General features: G+C 70.8%; 11 protein-coding genes. 4 read left to right on the top strand and 7 right to left on the bottom strand.

Translation table 11 applies throughout. The features are described 5' to 3' along the window. Positions 1 to 7: 7 nt before the first annotated feature. On the bottom strand, positions 8 to 1,702 hold the full coding sequence (locus OG709_RS23755) for a TPM domain-containing protein (protein ID WP_329167661.1): 1,695 nt from the start codon (positions 1,700 to 1,702) through the stop codon (positions 8 to 10). Positions 1,703 to 1,714: 12 nt separating this feature from the next. Here OG709_RS23755 and OG709_RS23760 point away from each other — a divergent pair, with 12 nt between their 5' ends. Further along, a complete protein-coding gene (locus tag OG709_RS23760) occupies positions 1,715 to 2,827 on the top strand; it encodes a hypothetical protein (RefSeq protein ID WP_405686914.1) in 1,113 nt (370 codons plus the stop codon). Between the two features lie 194 nt (positions 2,828 to 3,021). Here the strand turns inward: OG709_RS23760 and OG709_RS23765 are convergent, their stop codons facing one another. The 4 genes from OG709_RS23765 to OG709_RS23780 form a co-directional block, all read right to left on the bottom strand. Then, on the bottom strand, positions 3,022 to 4,221 hold the full coding sequence (locus OG709_RS23765) for a glycoside hydrolase family 1 protein (RefSeq protein ID WP_250298118.1): 1,200 nt from the start codon (positions 4,219 to 4,221) through the stop codon (positions 3,022 to 3,024). A gap of 91 nt (positions 4,222 to 4,312) precedes the next feature. After that, the gene (locus OG709_RS23770) at positions 4,313 to 5,104 is read right to left on the bottom strand and encodes a carbohydrate ABC transporter permease (RefSeq protein ID WP_250298184.1); all 792 of its coding nucleotides are present in this window, start codon (positions 5,102 to 5,104) and stop codon (positions 4,313 to 4,315) included. A 155-nt stretch (positions 5,105 to 5,259) separates the two neighbouring features. Then, positions 5,260 to 6,255: a carbohydrate ABC transporter permease gene (locus OG709_RS23775; protein WP_266640984.1), complete on the bottom strand. Its 996-nt coding sequence runs from the start codon at positions 6,253 to 6,255 to the stop codon at positions 5,260 to 5,262. 5 nt (positions 6,256 to 6,260) lie between these two features. After that, a complete protein-coding gene (locus OG709_RS23780) occupies positions 6,261 to 7,502 on the bottom strand; it encodes a sugar ABC transporter substrate-binding protein (protein ID WP_250298116.1) in 1,242 nt (413 codons plus the stop codon). A 310-nt stretch (positions 7,503 to 7,812) separates the two neighbouring features. On the opposite strand from OG709_RS23780, the gene OG709_RS23785 reads away from it, so the two are divergent. Next, a complete protein-coding gene (locus OG709_RS23785; protein WP_329167662.1) occupies positions 7,813 to 8,805 on the top strand; it encodes an acetylxylan esterase in 993 nt (330 codons plus the stop codon). A gap of 72 nt (positions 8,806 to 8,877) precedes the next feature. On the opposite strand, the gene OG709_RS23790 is transcribed toward OG709_RS23785, so the two are convergent. Together OG709_RS23790 and OG709_RS23795 are read right to left on the bottom strand one after the other, a co-directional pair. Beyond that, positions 8,878 to 10,221 (bottom strand): MFS transporter, encoded by a 1,344-nt coding sequence (locus tag OG709_RS23790; protein ID WP_329167663.1) that lies wholly within the window; start codon positions 10,219 to 10,221, stop codon positions 8,878 to 8,880. 254 nt (positions 10,222 to 10,475) lie between these two features. Beyond that, positions 10,476 to 11,522 (bottom strand): LacI family DNA-binding transcriptional regulator, encoded by a 1,047-nt coding sequence (locus OG709_RS23795; RefSeq protein ID WP_250298182.1) that lies wholly within the window; start codon positions 11,520 to 11,522, stop codon positions 10,476 to 10,478. A 350-nt stretch (positions 11,523 to 11,872) separates the two neighbouring features. Between OG709_RS23795 and OG709_RS23800 the strand changes: the two genes are divergently transcribed. Together OG709_RS23800 and typA are read left to right on the top strand one after the other, a co-directional pair. Next, the gene (locus tag OG709_RS23800; RefSeq protein WP_329167664.1) at positions 11,873 to 14,077 is read left to right on the top strand and encodes an ABC transporter family substrate-binding protein; all 2,205 of its coding nucleotides are present in this window, start codon (positions 11,873 to 11,875) and stop codon (positions 14,075 to 14,077) included. A gap of 283 nt (positions 14,078 to 14,360) precedes the next feature. Further along, on the top strand, positions 14,361 to 16,232 hold the full coding sequence (typA, locus tag OG709_RS23805; RefSeq protein WP_250298112.1) for a translational GTPase TypA: 1,872 nt from the start codon (positions 14,361 to 14,363) through the stop codon (positions 16,230 to 16,232). Positions 16,233 to 16,403: the final 171 nt, after the last annotated feature.

Below are 16,403 nucleotides of genomic sequence, written 5' to 3' on the forward strand. Positions count from 1 at the left end.
GGACGCGTCAGAACCGGCCGCCGCCCCTCCGGCCACGCGTACCGCCGCCCCCGAAGCTGCCGGGACCGCTCCCGAAGCCCCTGCCCGCGCCGAGCCGTCCGCCGAGAACGATTCCGCCGAGCAGGGCGCCGCCCGTCCCGTCGCCACGGCCGCCGCCGTACCGGATGCCGTACTCCCGTACGTCCTGCTCGGCGAGGTGCTGGGCGTCCCCGGCCAGCGAGTCGGCCTGCTGGACCTCGGCCAGTGCGGCCCGCGCGTCCTGCGGGGCGAGCGCGTGGGACTCCGCCAGGTGACGTTCGGCCTCCGCGAGCCGGGTACGGGCCCGGCTGCCGACCGCCCCGCGGTTCGTCGTGATGCGGTCGGCGGCGGCGGCGACCGTGGAGCGCGCCGCCAGCGTGGCGGGCGCGAGCAGGTCTGCGGCCCGCCGGGTGCCCGCCTCACGGTCACCGAGCCCCGCCAGCGCCTCGTCGAGTCCGGCACCGGCCTCGGCGATCCTGCGCAGCGCGTCGATCGGGTCGTAGCGGCCCGCCTGCTCGCGCCGTACGTCGGCGACGGCCGACTCCGCCCGTGCGATGCACCCTCGCAGGTCCGCCGTGGACGTCCCGGCGGCCGTGTCACCGAGCAGCCCGTGCGCCTCGGACAGATCGGTCCCGGTGTCCGCCAGCGCACCTGCCAGTGCGGCCTCCGCGCCGGAGGTCTCCCGGGCGGTGCGGTCGACCGCGCCGACGAGGACGGTCGCCTGCCCCACCGCGCCCTCGGCGGCCCGCACGTACACGGCGGCCTTGGCGTTGTCGCCGGTGTCCGTGGCCTGCCGGGCCGTGTCGAGGGCGGAGGTCGCGAAGAGCAGCCGGTCCTTGGCCTGCTCGACGTTCCCCGCGACGGCGGCCGTCGCGGAGTCCGCGTACCGCTGCCGGAGCCCGGCGAGCGTGGCCCCGGCGGCGCCGGTCCGCCCGGCGGTCTCCCGGAAGGCGGTCTCCGCGGCTGCCAGGGCCTGCGGGGCGTTCCGCTCCAGGGCCCGCAGCCGGTCGAAGTCCTCCGCCTCCTCGTCGAGGCGCCGGTTGGCCTCCGCGCACCGTTCGACGATCTCCTCCAGCAGTCGGCGCCGTTCCGTGTCACCCTCGGCCGGACCGCCCTGCGGCGGACGCGGCGGGGCGTCGTCGAGCTGCTGGCGGAGCCGGAAGGCGGTGGCGAGCTCGCTCTGCGCGTACGACAGCGCCGCCGTGAAGGGCCGCGCCGCCTCCTCGCCGAACCCGGCCGCAGCGACGCCGAGTTCCTCCGTACTGGTACGGACCGCGTCGTCGGTCCCGACCAGCAGCTGCCCGGCCTCGGCGTCGAGCTGGGAGAGCGGGACCGCCGCCGGGCCGCCGCCCCAGCCCTGCTGCTGTGCGCCGCTGCCGGGAGTGGTCCTGGTCTCGGCGCGCTGCCGTCTGCGGGTGTACGCGTAGATCGCCAGCCCGCCGATCACGATCACCACGATGAGCGGCACGAGAAGGGCCCCGGTCCCCATGTCGGTGGTGCCGCTGCCCAGGTCGGCCCTGCCGGGGGTGACGGCCCCGGCGGGCACCGGCGGCCCGGCGGGCGACAGCGCCGGCGGATCCGCCGCGACGGCCGTCGGGACAGCCGCGGCCAGCAGACATACCGCGGTGAGCGCGGCGGCCAGGGCGGCGCGGTGCGGCCGTGCGGATATCTCGGGCGGCGTCACATTTGGGAGCGTATGACCGTCCTGGGTGTCCCGCTACCGCGGCTACGCTGTGGGCTCGATTCGCACAGCTCGTGGGGGGCATCGGTGCAGGAACGACCCTTCGGCGTACGCATACGCCGCATCCGGTTCCGCAGATGGCTGAGGTGGGCGGCGCCGGCACTCGCCGTCCTGGTGGTGGTTCCCGTGCTCACCGCGGGGGTCACACTCCGCCTCAACGACGCGGGGGACTACCGGGACGGCACCCGCACCCGCGGCCGTGACGCGATCTGGCTGGGCCACGCCTGGGTCGACGGGCGCAAGAAGGACGCCGACGTGGACGCGCTCGCGAAGCGGCTGGAGGGGACGGGCCTGCGGGACCTCTACGTCCACGCGGGGCCGCTGGAACACGACGGCACCCTGCCCGCCGACCGCTACGCACGGGCGACGTGGCTGATCGACGCCGTGCACCGCAAGCTCCCCGGTGTACGCGTCCAGGCCTGGCTCGGCGACAAGCTGTCCACCGAGAGCCCCGACGGTCTCGACCTCGCCGACGCCGCGACCCGCGGCGCGATCGTCGTCTCCACCCGGGGGATCGTCGACGCCGGGTTCGAGGGGGCGCACTTCGACCTGGAGCCGCTGCACTCCGGTGACCGCCACTACCTGTCACTCCTGGACGACCTGCGGAGCCTCACCAGGGACCGGGGCGTCCTGCTGTCCGTGGCGGCCCATCAGATCGACCCGCTGCCCGCGACCCACACCGTCGCCGGGGCCCTCACGGGGCATCCCAAATGGTGGTCGCAGAAGTTCTTCGGACAGGTCGCCCGCACGGTCGACCAGATCGCCGTGATGTCGTACGACACCTCGCTGCCGCTGCAGAGCCTGTACGGCGGCTATGTCGCCGAGCAGACCACGCTGGCCCTCGAAGTCACCCCCGACAGCACGGACCTGCTGATGGGGCTGCCCTTCTACCACGAGACCAAGCCCGGTCACCTCGCCTCGGCCGAGACGGTCGCGGCGGCGGTGCGCGGGGTCCGGCTCGGGCTGGGCCGCGAGGACCGTCAGCGCGAACGGTTCGGGGTCGCGCTGTACGTCGACTTCGCGGCCACCGGGACCGACTGGACGGCGTACCGCAAGGGCTGGTGCTGAACCCGCGCCGGTACGGGACGTGAACCGGCGCTCGCACGACACATGAGCCCGCGCCCGTACGAGACGTGAACCCGTGCCCGTACGACACGTAGAAGGGAGCCGACGGCGTCAGGACCGTCGGCTCCCCGGTCGAACTGACCGGCACATGGGGGTGCGGGGGCTGGTCCCATGTGCCGGCCGGTCTCAGTGGCGCGTCAGGAAGCGACGCGCGGCAGCTCCCGGGTGGCGCCGAGACCGCCGAGCCAGACCGCGGACGGCTTGGCGGTACGGGCGAAGGTCTCCGGGTCCACCGAGATCAGCCCGAACGTGGGGCGGTAGGAGCCCCACTCGTAGTTGTCCAGGGCGCTCCACGCCAGGTACCCGGCGATGTTGAGGCCGTCCTCGATGGCGTCGGCCACCGCGCTGAGCGCTCCGGTGTAGTAGTCGACACGACGGGCGTCGTCCGCGGTCGCTATGCCGTTCTCGGTGACCACCAGCGGGACGTCGCCGACGACATCGGCGGTGTGCCGCAGCGCGTGGCCGACGGCCTCCGGGTAGTACTCCCACTGCGTCAGGGTGCGCTCGGCGTCCTCGGGCGCGGGGATCGGACCGTCCTGGCCGATCTTGGTCCGGGTGTAGGACTGGACACCGATCCAGTCGTCGCCGCGTGCCGCCTCGATGAAGACGTCCTCGCGCGGGTGACGGTAGGCGGCGGTGACGTCCTCGGCGCCGGGCAGCGCCTGGTAGACCTGGTTGGCGATCGTCCAGCCGGCCTGGATCTCCGGGTTGATGGCCTTGACGGCCTTCATGGCCGCGTGGTGCGCGGCGATGATCGCGTCCGTCGTGTCGGCGTCGGGCGTCGGCAGACCGGCGGGCGGGAAGCCGTCGTTGCCGGACTTGGCGAGACCGGCCATCACGGCGATCATGTTCGGCTCGTTGATGGTGCAGACGTACGGCACGCCCTCGCCGATGACCGGCGCGCAGGCCGCCACGTACCGGGCGAACAGCTCGACGGCGCCCTCGGCGGTCCAGCTGCCCCGCTCCTCGAACCAGCGCGGCACGGTGAAGTGGTGCAGGGTGACCATCGGGCGCAGACCGCGCGCGATCGCACCCTCGACCATGCGCCGGTAGTGCGCCAGCTCGGCGCGCGAGAAGTGGCCCTCGGCGGGCTCGATGCGGGCCCACTCGATGCTGAACCGGTAGTCGGTGAAGCCCAGTTCGGCCAGCAGGTCCATGTCCTCGGACCAGCGGTGGTAGCTGTCGCACGCGTCCAGGCTCGGCTGCTCGACGTGCTCGGTACCGCTGTGCTCCTTGTACCACCAGTCGCTGTTGGTGTTGTTGCCCTCGATCTGGTGGGCGGCGGTGGAGGCCCCCCACAGGAAGCCGTCGGGGAACGGGGTCGGGGTGTGCGTCATCGATCTGTCTCTCTTTACGTACGTGAGGGGGGCAGGGAGGAGCGTCCTGCGCGGGGGGAAGTGGCGGCCCGGGGGCAGACCCGGGGGCGGCCTACTTCAGACCGGCGGTCGCGACGCCCTGGGTGAAGTGCCGCTGGAGCACGGCGAACAGCAGCAGGACGGGGAGCACCACGAGGAGGGACCCGGCCATCAGCATGCCGTTGGAGCCCGCCGACTGGTTCGGGTCGGTGGCGAAGGTCGCCAGCGCCACCGGCAGCGTGTACTTGTCCGGGTCGTTGGTCGCGATCAGCGGCCAGACGAAGTTGTTCCAGGACCCCAGGAAGGTGATGATCGACAGGGTCGCGAGGGCGGGCTTGACCAGCGGCATCACGATCCGCCAGAAGATGTACCACTCGCGGGCGCCGTCCATCCGGGCCGCTTCGAGCAGCTCGTCCGGGATCGACTGCATGAACTGCCGCATCAGGAAGACACCGAAGGCTCCGGCCGCGAACGGCAGTACCAGGCCCGCGTAGGTGTCGATCAGGTGCAGCTTGCTCATCAGCACGAAGAGCGGCAGCAGCATCAGGTTGCCGGGGACCATCAGGGCGCCCAGCACCAGCGCGAAGACCTTGTCACGGCCGGTGAACTTCAGCTTGGCCAGCGCGTAGCCGAGCATCGAGCAGAACACCAGGTTGCAGACGGTGACCAGCACCGCCACGATCACCGAGTTCATGAAGTACAGCGGCAGGTTCAGCTTGTCGAGCAGTTCGCTGAAGTGCGACAGGGTCCACTCGGTGGGGATCCAGACGGGCGGGCTCGCGCCCAGCTCGGCGTTGGTCTTGAAGGCGGAGAGCGCCATCCAGAGGAAGGGCGCCGACATGACCAGCAGACCGGCCGAGAGCAGGACGTAGACGAGCGGCTTCTTGAACCCGAGCTTCTTGCGGTCCGGGTTCTTGCGGTCCTTCCCGCCGGGGTTCTTCCAGCCGGTCGGCTCCGGTCCGGTCGCGTTCGGCCGGGGGGTCTTCTTCAGGCGTGCGCCGCCTGTGGCACGGATGTCGCTCACTTGGTGTTGTCCTTCAGCAGTCGGAGCTGGAGCACCGTGATGCCCATGATCACAACGAAGAGGACATACGCCATCGCGCTCGCATAACCCATGTGGAAGAAGTTGAAGCCTTCGCGGTACATGTCCAGCGACACCGTCAGAGTGGAGTCCGAGGGCCCGCCCTGGGTCATCACGAACGGCTCCTCGAACACATTGAGGTAGCCGATGGTGGTGATGATGGTCGCGTACAGCATCGTCGGCCGCAGCAGCGGCACGGTGATCCGGCGGAACTCCTGCCAGGCCCCGGCGCCGTCCAGCTTGGCCGCTTCCCGTACATCGGTGGGGATCGCCTGGAGTCCGGCGATGAAGAGCACCATGACCGTGCCCATGTTGCGCCACACGGCCATCGCGATCATCGACGGCATGGCGAGCTTCGTGGAACCCAGGAAGTCCGGTGCGGTCAGGCCCACTTCGGAGAAGAGGCCCGCGATCAGACCGTCCGACGGGTCCAGCACGAAGCGCCACACGACGGCGACGGCGACGATGGTGGTCACCACCGGGGCGTAGAACCCGATCCGGAAGAACGTACGCGCCCGGTCGATGCCGTTGTTCAGCAGTACGGCGACGACGAGGCCCAGGAGGATCGTCAGCGGAACCCCGACCACCACGAAGTACGCGGTGTTGAACAGCGACTTGATGAACTTGTCGTCGCTGAACAGGTGCGTGTAGTTGTCGAAGCCGATGAACTTGGCGCTGAGCGGGTCGGTGACGTTGCGCAGCCCGAAGTCGGTGAAGCTCATGACGAGCGTCGCGACGATCGGGAACGCCATGAACACGGTGAACAGCACGAGGAACGGGGTGGAGAAGAGCCATCCCGCCGCGTTCTGCACACCCATGGACCGGCGTCTGCCGTCCGGCCGGCGCTTCGAGGGCCCGGCGGCCGGGGACTTCGCAGTCCCCGGTGCCGCCTGCTTGTCGGCCGTCTCCGCGGCCGATCCGGTCGTGGTGCTCATGGTGCCTACTTCACGAGGCTTTCGATCTCGGACTGGGCCTTCTTGGCGGCGGCCTCGGCCGACGACTTGCCCTGGGTGACGGACTCGATGGCCGTGTCGACCTTCGAGGTGATCTCGGTCCACTTGGGCTGGACGGGAGAGGTCTTCGCCGTCTTCATCTGCTCGCCGTAGACCTTCAGGCTCGGGTCGGTGGCGAGCTCACCGGTCTTCCACGCCGAGGTGTTGGCGGGCAGGTCCTTGGACCGCTCGAACCAGTCGGCCTGGCCCTTGGTGTTGGTCAGGTACGAGATGAACGCCTTGGCCGCGTCCTTGTGGTCGCTGTCCTTGGAGATCACCAGGCTGGAGCCGCCCGCCATGGAGACCGAGGCCTTGTCGGCGGGGATCTTCGCGACGGCCCACTTGCCCTTGAGCTGCGGCTGGCCCTCGTTGATCATGCTGGTCTGCCAGGGACCACCGAAGAACATCGGGACCGTGCTGTTGCCGAAGTCCTTGATGACGTCGTAGCCGGGCTGGACGCTCTTCTTGATCAGGCCCTTGCTGAAGTACGAGCCGTACTCCTTGAACGCGCGGATCGCGGCGGGGCTGTCGATGACGACCTTGCCGTTGTCGTCCACGATCTCGCCACCGGCCGAGTACAGGAACGGGTAGAAGCTCTGCACCGTGTCCAGGCCGCTGGGCTGGATGTAGGCGCCCCACTTCGTGCCCTGCTTCTGGTAGGCGGAGGCGAGCTGCTCCATCTCCTTCCAGTTGCTGGGGGCCTTGTCGATACCGGCCTTCTTGGCCAGGTCGGTGCGGTAGTAGAGGACCCGGGTGTCGACGTACCACGGCACGCCGTACGCCTTGTCGTCGATGACACCCTGCTTCCAGGAGGCGGGGAAGAAGTCACCCTCCTTGAACGTCTTGGTGTCGACCGGCTCCAGCACGCCGAGGTCGGCGAACTCTCCCATGTAGCTGCCGCCCATCTGCGCGATGTCCGGCATCGTGCCCGCGGCGGCTGCCGAGACCAGCTTCTGGTGGGCGACGTCCCAGCCGACCGGAGTCACCTTGACGGTGATGTTCGGGTTGGCCTTCTGGTATTCCTTCGCGACGTCCGCGAGCTTCTCGCCCTCGGCGCCCATGGCCCAGACGGTGAGCGTCTGCTTCTTGTCGGCGGCGACGCTCCCGCCACCGGAACTGCCGCACGCGGCGAGAGTGAAGGCCGACGCGATCGCGATGGCAGCCGATGCGGTTCTGGTGGCGCGGTTCATGGACGGCTCCTCCTTGAGCTTCCCCGATGTATGCGCTGTCTGTAAGCGCATACATCACTCTGTGGCACGTTCCCGGAAAGTTGCAAGGGGGGTCTTGGTCACACTCCCGTAACGGGAGTGACATCCAGGGTGTGTGGCTTTAAGTAAGTTATGCCGGAACTTTACGTATTGGAAGCGAAAGTGACCGATTTCGCTTCCGGCCGAGTGCGGGGGCGGGCGGAGCTTCCAGGGCACGGTGCGCGCACCCGATCCCGCTCGACCCCGCTCCTCCTTCCGTCCCCCCATTGCCGGTCGGTCTAAGGTCGCGCGCATGGGCGCTCTCTTCACACACGACTTCCCCTTCGACCCCTCGTACGGCCGCACCCTCGACGACCTGCTGCGGATCCCGGCCCCGGCCGCCCCCGACGGCTTCGACGCGTTCTGGCGGGCCAGGTACGAAGCCGCCAGGGAGGTCAGGACGGCGCCGGAGGTGGGCCCGCTGGAGGAAGAGCGGGACGGGGCCCGGGTCTTCGCTGTGACGTACACCTCGGTCGGCGGGGTGCGGATCGGCGGGCGGCTGGTGCTGCCCGCCGAGGGGCCGGTGGAACACGGCTTCGTCCTCGGCCACGGCTACGGGGGGCGCGACGCCGCCGGGCCCGACGTCCCCCTGCCGCTGCCCGGGTCGGCGGCGCTGCTGCCCTGTGTGCGGGGGATGGGTGACCGGAGCCTGCTTCCCGACGTCCCCGCCACGTCCGGCGCCCATGTCCTGCACGGCATCGGGTCGCCGGAGACCTATGTCATCGGCGACTGCGTGGCCGACCTCTGGTGCGCGGCGTCGGCGCTGCTGGAACTGGTCCCGGACCTGGCCCGCGCCGACGGTTCGGGCCGCGGCCTGGGCTATCTCGGAGAGAGTTTCGGCGGCGGTCTGGGCGCGCTCGCCCTGCCCTGGGACGAGCGCTTCACGGCGGGCCAGCTGACGGTTCCGACGTTCGGCAACCATCCGCTGCGGCTGACGCTGCCGTGCGCGGGGAGCGGGGAGTCGGTGCGTACGTACCACCGTGCACACCCCGAAGTCACCGAGGTGCTGCGGTACTTCGACGCGGCGACGGCGGCCACCCGGGTGCGGGTGCCGGTGCTGGTCGCGGCGGCACTCTTCGATCCTTCGGTGCCGCCGCCCGGACAGTTCGCCGTGTTCAACGGCCTGGCGGAGGCAGGGGAGTTGCACGTGCTGGCCGCCGGGCACTTCGAGCATCCGGGCACGGCGGCCGATGAGCGGCAACTCGCCCTGGCGAAGAGCGAGTTCTTCGCGCGGCAGCGGGTCTGACGGCGTTCTCCGCACCGTCTGTGCGCCGACCCGCCCTGTCCCGCCCCGTCCCGGCCCGTCCCGGTCATGCGGTCATGGCTGCGCGCGGTCGTCGAGTGCCTGCTCCCCGGCGGCGGTCCGGTCCTCCGCCGGAAGGGACCGGCCCAGCCGGGCCAGCGGCGACAGGGCCATGACCAGCGGAGACAGCGACAGGAGCAGGGCGGTCGCCAACAGGGCGGAGCGCAGCCCCCATCGGCCCGCCAGCCAGCCGCCGAGCAGCGATCCGAGCGGAGTCAGCCCCATGCCGACGAAGTTGACCGTCGCCACGACACGGCCCTGGAGCCGGGCGGGCGTGACGGCTTGCCGTACGGCCATGACGGTGACGTCGACCAGCTGACTGAAGGCGCCGAACAGGAAGTTGACGGCCATGAGCAGGGGAACGGTGACCGCCGTGGCCCCGTGCAGCGCCGGTACGCAGAGCATCACGCCGTCGGCGAGCGCCGCCGAGGTCACCAGCACCGTGCCGTACCCGAACCGCCTCGGCAGCCCGGCGGAGAGCAGCGAGCCCACGACCGCGCCTGGACCTGCCGCCGCCAGGACCAGGCCGACCGCGGCCCCCGACAGGTGCAGGGCGCGGGGCAGGAAGAGCAGGTAGACGGTCATCAGCGCCGCGAAGGAGAACTGGAAGACGGCGGAGGCGAGCCCCACGGCCCGCAACGAGGGGTTGCCGGCGACGAGTCGGAGACCTTCGTGGATCTGCCGCCGGAGGCGCGGAGGCCGCTCAGCGCCCACGGGTATCCGCTCGCGGTGGCGGATCTGCCGGATCGACAGGAAGGACAGCACGAAGAAGAACGCGCCCGCCGCCGCGGCGACCGGCGCCGAGAACAGCGAGACCAGTGCGCCGCCGAGTGCCGGACCGCCGATCTGCGCCGCGGACCGGCTGCTCTCCAGCGCGCTGTTGCCCCGGGCCAGCTGATCGCGTTTCACCAGCCGTACCAGCGAGGCCTGGTAGGCCACGTCGAAGAAGACCGAGAGGGCGCCGACCAGGAAGGCCACGACGAGCAGCGCCGGAATGCCGAGCACGCCGAGCAGATACGCGGCGGGGACGGCGGCCAGTGCCAGTGCCCGGCCGGAGTCCGCCAGCACCATCACGATGCGGGAGCGCCGCCGGTCCACCCACGCACCGGCGAAGAGGGACAACAGCAGGATCGGCGCCTGCTCCACGGCGCGCAGCAGACCGAGCTGGCCGGCGCCCGCGCCGAGGGTCACCACCGCGAGCAGCGGCAGGGTCACCTGACCGGTCTGCGCCCCGAGCTGGGAGGCGGTCTGACCGGCCCAGAGCCTACGGAAATCAGCGTCCCGCCAGAGCGTGGGAGAACGGCGTGCGGAGGAACGGCGTACGGAGGAACGGCGGACGGGAGAGCGGCGTGCGGGCACGCCAGGAGCACGGGACGGCACAGGAGGCCCCTTGAACGGCGGAGGGCAAGGCCCGCTACCCGACGCGCGGAAGAACGCACCGGGACATGGGCGGGGGAAGGCTCGCTGTGCCGCAGATCAAGGGCGGCACGCGATGACGGGTCGGTCGCGACCTATGACGTCAACGCGCGCCGGGGTAGCCGGGCATTCCAACTCCTAGAGGGCCAGGGCCTGTTCGCCGAACCGAGGTTACCCGCCGAACGGCCCGCGCGCTCCTACTCGCCGCACCCGCAGCTCGCCCGGTACACCGGCGTGACCGGCAGCATCAGCGAAACCGGTTCGTCGCCCTCCGGACCCGCGAGCCGTTGCACCAGCCGCTCGACCGCCTCCTCGCCCATCCTGCGCATCGGCTGGCGCACCGTCGTCAGCGCGGGCCGTACGAGGCGGCTCAGCGGAATGCCGTCGAACCCGGTCACGGCCACGTCGTCGGGCACCCGCAGCCCTCGCCGCTGCAGCGCGTGCAAGGCGCCCGCCGCCATCTGGTCGTTGGCGAACAGCATGGCCTGTGGCGGGCCCGCGGTGTCGCGGTCGATCAGCGCGTCCGCGGCCTTCGCGCCCTCCGCCTGCGTCATCATCACCGCGCGCAGATCGGGCTCGTCGCGTACCGGCAGCCCGGCCGCGCGGCACGCCTCCTGGTATCCGCGGAACCGCGCCTCCGCGTCCGGCGATTCCTTCTCGCCCGCGATGAAGGCGAGCCGCCGCAGGCCGTGGTGCTCGATGAGGTGGCGGGTCAACTCCCGTTCCCCGTCGGAGTTCGCGGCCTCGATGTGGTCGAGGTGGTCTATCTCGCGCGGCCCCGCGAGCATCACCACGGGCAGCCGGCGCGAGATGACCTCCAGGTCCTCGGTCGGCACGGTCCTGGCCAGCACGGCGAAGCCGTCGACCCGCCCCGCCACCTTGGCCACCAGGCTCTCGGGTCCGCCCTTCAGGGACGCGGCGATCAGCAGCGCGTACCCGTGCCGCCGCGCGGCCCGCTCCATCCCGCGGATGATCTGGTCCGAGTAGAGCATCGCGGCATTGTCGTCGGCCTCGTCCTCCGCCCCGGAGTCGGTGTCCGGGTCGGCCATGTCCGGGAAGCACAGCCCGAGCACACCGGTGGAGCGGCTGGCCAGTCCCCGGGCGTTCCCGCTCGGTACGTACCCCAGCTCGCGGGCCGCGGCGAGCACCCGCTCACGGGTCTGGGCCCGCACCGAATCGGGGGTGCGGTAGACCCGTGACACGGTCGCGATGGAGACGCCCGACCGCTCGGCGACGTCGTACACCGTGGGGGTTGTGCTCACCCGATCGACCGCCCGTTTCTCGTTCCTGTGCCGTTTCCCGACTGCCAATGAAAGCGCATTCACCCTAGGCGTGGACCCTGCGAGTGGGCAAGGCCCACCGGTCGGCGGCGGCGCCCCGGGGCACGGTTCCCGGGCGGGCGCCACCCGGTGAGCCGCCCCTTGAGCCGCCCGGGTGGGGTTCGGGCGCGCCCCGCCGTGTCTCCCACGGACCGCGCGACCCCTCCCCTTCAGTGAAGGGGTCATAGGTGTGATCAACATGAAATGCCACCAAACCCGTAGATTCTCGTGCGTTCCCTCCCGGAATGCCGAGGTCGGCCCCGGAGGTACCAGCCATGTCCCACGTCGGCGTTCCACACGGGAGAGCAAAGCGCCGCAGCGTCGCGCTCCTCGCCACCGGTGTACTCGCGCTGCCCGTGCTGGCCGGGTGCGGTTCGAGCGACCACCACAGCAAGGACGCGAAGGCGGTGGCCCCGGACGTCGGGACGGCCGCGCGGGCGAAGCTGGCCGACGGCGGAACGCTGCGCTGGGCGGTCGACTCGATGCCCGCGACGCTCAACACCTTCCAGGCCGACGCGGGCACGGCCACCTCACGCGTCGCGGGCGCCGTCCTGCCCGCGCTGTTCACCCTCGACGCGGCGGGGCGTCCGCAGCTCAACGGCGACTACCTGGAATCGGCGGACGTCATCAAGACGGAGCCGAAGCAGGTCGTCCGCTACCGGATCAACCAGAAGGCTGTCTGGAGCAACGGCCGGGAGATCGGCGCCCCCGACTTCGTGGCCCAGTGGCGGGCCCTGAGCGGCAAGGACTCCGGGTACTGGACAGCGCGCAACGCGGGCTACGACCGGATCGAGAAGATCGAGAAGGGCAAGGACGACCTGGAGGTCGAGGTCACCTTCAACAGGCCCTACGCGGACTGGCGTTCACTCTTCACGCCGCTGTACCCGAAGGAGGTCATGGGCACCCCGGACTCCTTCAACGACGGCGCGCGCAAGACGATCGCGGCCACGGCGGGGCCGTTCGGCATCAAGGGTGTGGACCGCGACGCGAAGGAGACCACGCTCGTACGCAACCCGCACTGGTGGGGGCAGCAGCCCAAGCTCGACTCGCTCGTGCTGGCCGCCGTACCGGCCGACCGGCGCACCGCGGCGCTGACCGCCGGTTCGCTCGACATCGCGGACGTGGACGAGTCGGCCGCCGGCCGGATCACCCTCGCCGACAAGGACGGGAACAGCGGCCAGCCGCTGACGCACGGCCCCGGCAGCGAGGTGCGGCCCGCCGACGCGCTGCTGGCCTGGGCGGCGGCGCACGGCGCCGACGGCGAGCAGGCACAGGAGGCGGCGAGCCGGGCGGCGGCCCGGACGAGGGAAGCGCGCCAGGAGTACGCGAAGCAGCAGGCGGCCCTGCACAGCTACGTCGTCCGCAAGTCCCTGCAGTCCGCCTTCACCCAGCTCGCCATGAACGGCAGCTCGGGCCCGCTCTCCGACGAGCGGGTGCGCCGCGCGGTCGCCAGGGCGCTGGACCGCGAGCAGATCGCGACCGACGTACTGAAGCCGCTCGGCCTGCCCGCCCGGCCGCCGGGCAGCCACCTCGCGCTGGCCGGCCAGCAGGACTACGCGGACAACAGCGGGTCCCTCGGCGGCCACGACCCGGGGAAGGCCCAGGCGCTGCTGGCCGACGCGGGCTGGACGATCGGAGGCGCCCGCAGGACCGAGGAGGGCACCAAGGCCGGGAGCAAGCCCGACAAGGGGGAGAGCCGGGCGCCCGGGAGCCCGGCGGCGTCCGACGGACCGTCGGCCTCCGGGAAGCCGGAGCAGTCGGCGGCGCCGTCGAAGTCCGCGAAGCCGGAGAGCTCCTCGCAGGACGACTCGAAGCCGATCGGTCAGGCGAGGGGTCAGGCGATGGGTCAGTCGGGGGACGAGAAGCACCGGATCGCGGGTGCCTACGCCCCCGAGGGCACCGCGGCTCCGGCCGCGGCGGCCCCCGCTGGAGCACTCGGCAAGGACGGCAAGGCGCTGTCCCTGCGGTTCGTGCTCCCCTCGGGGCCCGGTACCGAGTCGCTGAACAGCGTCGGCACCAAGATCACGCGGGAGCTGGACGCGGTCGGCATCCGGACGGAGATCACCAAGGTCGACAGCGCCTCCTACTTCAAGGACCACATCGCGTCCGGCGACTACGACCTGGCCCTCTACTCCTGGCCCGCCACCGCCTACCCGGCCACGGACGCCCGGCCGATCTACGCCAAGCCCGCGGTGGCCTCCGACGGCTCGCTGATGGTCGACCAGAACTACACCCGGGTCGGCACGGACCGCATCGACCAGCTCTTCGACCGCGCGGCCGGTGAGCTCGACGCGAAAGCGGCACAGGACCTGGTCAAGCAGGCCGACGCCCATATCTGGGCCGCCGCAGGGTCGATCCCGCTCTATCAGCGCCCGGAACTGGTCGCCGTGAAGCCCGCCGTGGCCAACGCGGGTGCCTTCGGTTTCGCGACCCCCCGCTACCAGGACATCGGCTTCCTGAAATCCGCCAGGAAGTCCTGAGGACCCACCGGATCCGGCCCGTACCGGAAACGCCCTGGCCCGCCGTTCCCCCGGCGGGCCAGGGCGTTTCCGTACCCCGTGGCCAGGGCGGACAGCGAGGCGCACAGCTCCGCGCGGACCCCGCGGACCCCTTGGGGCGCCCGGCCGCGGGGCCCGTATCGCTCGCCCGGGAAGCCCCGGGTGCGCAGGCCCCGTACCATGGGACTGGCCGTGGCGCGTCCGCCCGGCGGGCGTACCAGGACAGACGCCGCATCCCACGAGCTGAGAGAAGCGCAAGCCACCCATGCCCACGCGCCACGACATCCGTAACGTAGCCATCGTCGCCCACGTCGACCACGGCAAGACCACCCTGGTCGACGCCATGCTCAAGCAGGCGGGCGCCTTCGCCGCGCACGCCGCCGAGCACCTCGACGACCGCATGATGGACTCGAACGACCTGGAGCGTGAGAAGGGCATCACGATCCTGGCCAAGAACACGGCCGTGAAGTACCACCCGAAGGATGGCGGCGACGTCATCACGATCAACATCATCGACACCCCCGGCCACGCCGACTTCGGCGGTGAGGTCGAGCGCGGTCTCTCGATGGTGGACGCGGTCGTTCTCCTCGTCGACGCCTCCGAGGGACCGCTGCCGCAGACCCGCTTCGTGCTGCGCAAGGCGCTGGACGCGCGGATGCCGGTCATCCTCTGCATCAACAAGACGGACCGTCCCGACTCCCGGATCGACGAGGTCGTCAACGAGACGTACGACCTGTTCCTGGACCTGGACGCCGACGAGGACCAGATCGAGTTCCCGATCGTCTACGCCTGCGCCCGTGACGGTGTCGCCTCGCTGACCAAGCCGGAGGACGGCACGGTCCCGCAGGACAGCGAGAACCTGGAGCCGTTCTTCAGCACGATCCTGTCGCACGTCCCGGCACCCGAGTACGACGAGGACGCCCCGCTCCAGGCGCACGTCACCAACCTCGACGCCGACAACTTCCTCGGCCGTATCGCGCTCTGCCGTGTCGAGCAGGGCGAGCTGCGCAAGGGCCAGACCGTCGCCTGGATCAAGCGTGACGGCTCGATGTCCAACGTCCGCATCACCGAGCTGATGATGACGGAGGCGCTCACCCGCAAGCCGGCCGAGAAGGCCGGTCCGGGCGACATCTGCGCCATCGCCGGTATCCCGGACATCATGATCGGCGAGACGCTGGCCGACCCGGAGAACCCGATCGCGCTGCCGCTGATCACGGTCGACGAGCCCGCCATCTCGATGACCATCGGTGCGAACACCTCGCCGCTGGTGGGCAAGGGCGGCAAGGGCCACAAGGTCACCGCCCGGCAGATCAAGGACCGTCTGGACCGTGAGCTGGTCGGTAACGTCTCGCTCCGCGTCCTGGACACCGAGCGCCCCGACGCCTGGGAGGTCCAGGGCCGTGGTGAGCTCGCGCTCGCCATCCTGGTCGAGCAGATGCGCCGCGAGGGCTTCGAGCTGACCGTCGGCAAGCCCGAGGTCGTCACCAAGCAGATCGACGGCAAGACGCACGAGCCGATCGAGCGCATGACGATCGACTCGCCGGAGGAGCACCTCGGCGCCATCACGCAGCTGATGGCGACCCGCAAGGGCCGCATGGAGACCATGACGAACCACGGTTCGGGCTGGGTCCGCATGGAGTGGATCGTGCCGTCCCGCGGACTCATCGGCTTCCGTACGGAGTTCCTCACGCAGACCCGCGGTACCGGCATCGCGCACTCCCTCTTCGAGGGCCACGAGCCGTGGTTCGGCGAGCTGCGGACCCGTCACAACGGTTCGCTGGTCGCGGACCGCGCGGGCGTCGTGACGCCGTTCGCGATGGTCAACCTCCAGGAGCGCGGTGTCATCTTCACCGAGGCCACCACGGAGGTCTACGAGGGCATGATCATCGGCGAGAACTCGCGCGCCGACGACATGGACGTGAACATCACCAAGGAGAAGAAGCTCACCAACATGCGTGCGGCTTCCGCGGACACCACGGAGAACGTGGTGCCCGCCAGGAAGCTGTCGCTGGAGCAGTCGCTGGAGTTCTGCCGCGACGACGAGTGCATCGAGGTGACCCCGGAGACCGTGCGTATCCGCAAGGTCGTCCTGGACCAGAAGGAGCGCGGCCGGAGCGCGTCGCGCGCCAAGCGCTGACGCCCCGGGGTACTCCTCTGTGACGACCCGGTCACCCCGCGCTGCGGGGTGACCGGGTCGTTCGTTTGCGAGAGGGATCGCAACTCCCGGCTCGGCAACCGATTTTCGGGAGTCAAGTGTCCGGATATCGGTCGGCACTCTCCGGAAGTTGCGTTAACAGTCCGTTTCGCG

Source organism: Streptomyces sp. NBC_01267, assembly GCF_036241575.1.
Lineage (GTDB): Bacteria > Actinomycetota > Actinomycetes > Streptomycetales > Streptomycetaceae > Streptomyces.

Bases quoted from the DNA above. Each gene is read 5' to 3' on its own strand.
- OG709_RS23760 (WP_405686914.1), top strand. From the start codon at position 1,715: ATGACCGTCCTGGGTGTCCCGCTACCGCGGCTACGCTGTGGGCTCGAT.
- OG709_RS23780 (WP_250298116.1), bottom strand. From the start codon at position 7,502: ATGAACCGCGCCACCAGAACCGCATCGGCTGCCATCGCGATCGCGTCG.
- OG709_RS23775 (WP_266640984.1), bottom strand. From the start codon at position 6,255: ATGAGCACCACGACCGGATCGGCCGCGGAGACGGCCGACAAGCAGGCG.
- OG709_RS23765 (WP_250298118.1), bottom strand. From the start codon at position 4,221: ATGACGCACACCCCGACCCCGTTCCCCGACGGCTTCCTGTGGGGGGCC.
- typA (WP_250298112.1), top strand. From the start codon at position 14,361: ATGCCCACGCGCCACGACATCCGTAACGTAGCCATCGTCGCCCACGTC.
- OG709_RS23800 (WP_329167664.1), top strand. From the start codon at position 11,873: ATGTCCCACGTCGGCGTTCCACACGGGAGAGCAAAGCGCCGCAGCGTC.
- OG709_RS23785 (WP_329167662.1), top strand. From the start codon at position 7,813: ATGGGCGCTCTCTTCACACACGACTTCCCCTTCGACCCCTCGTACGGC.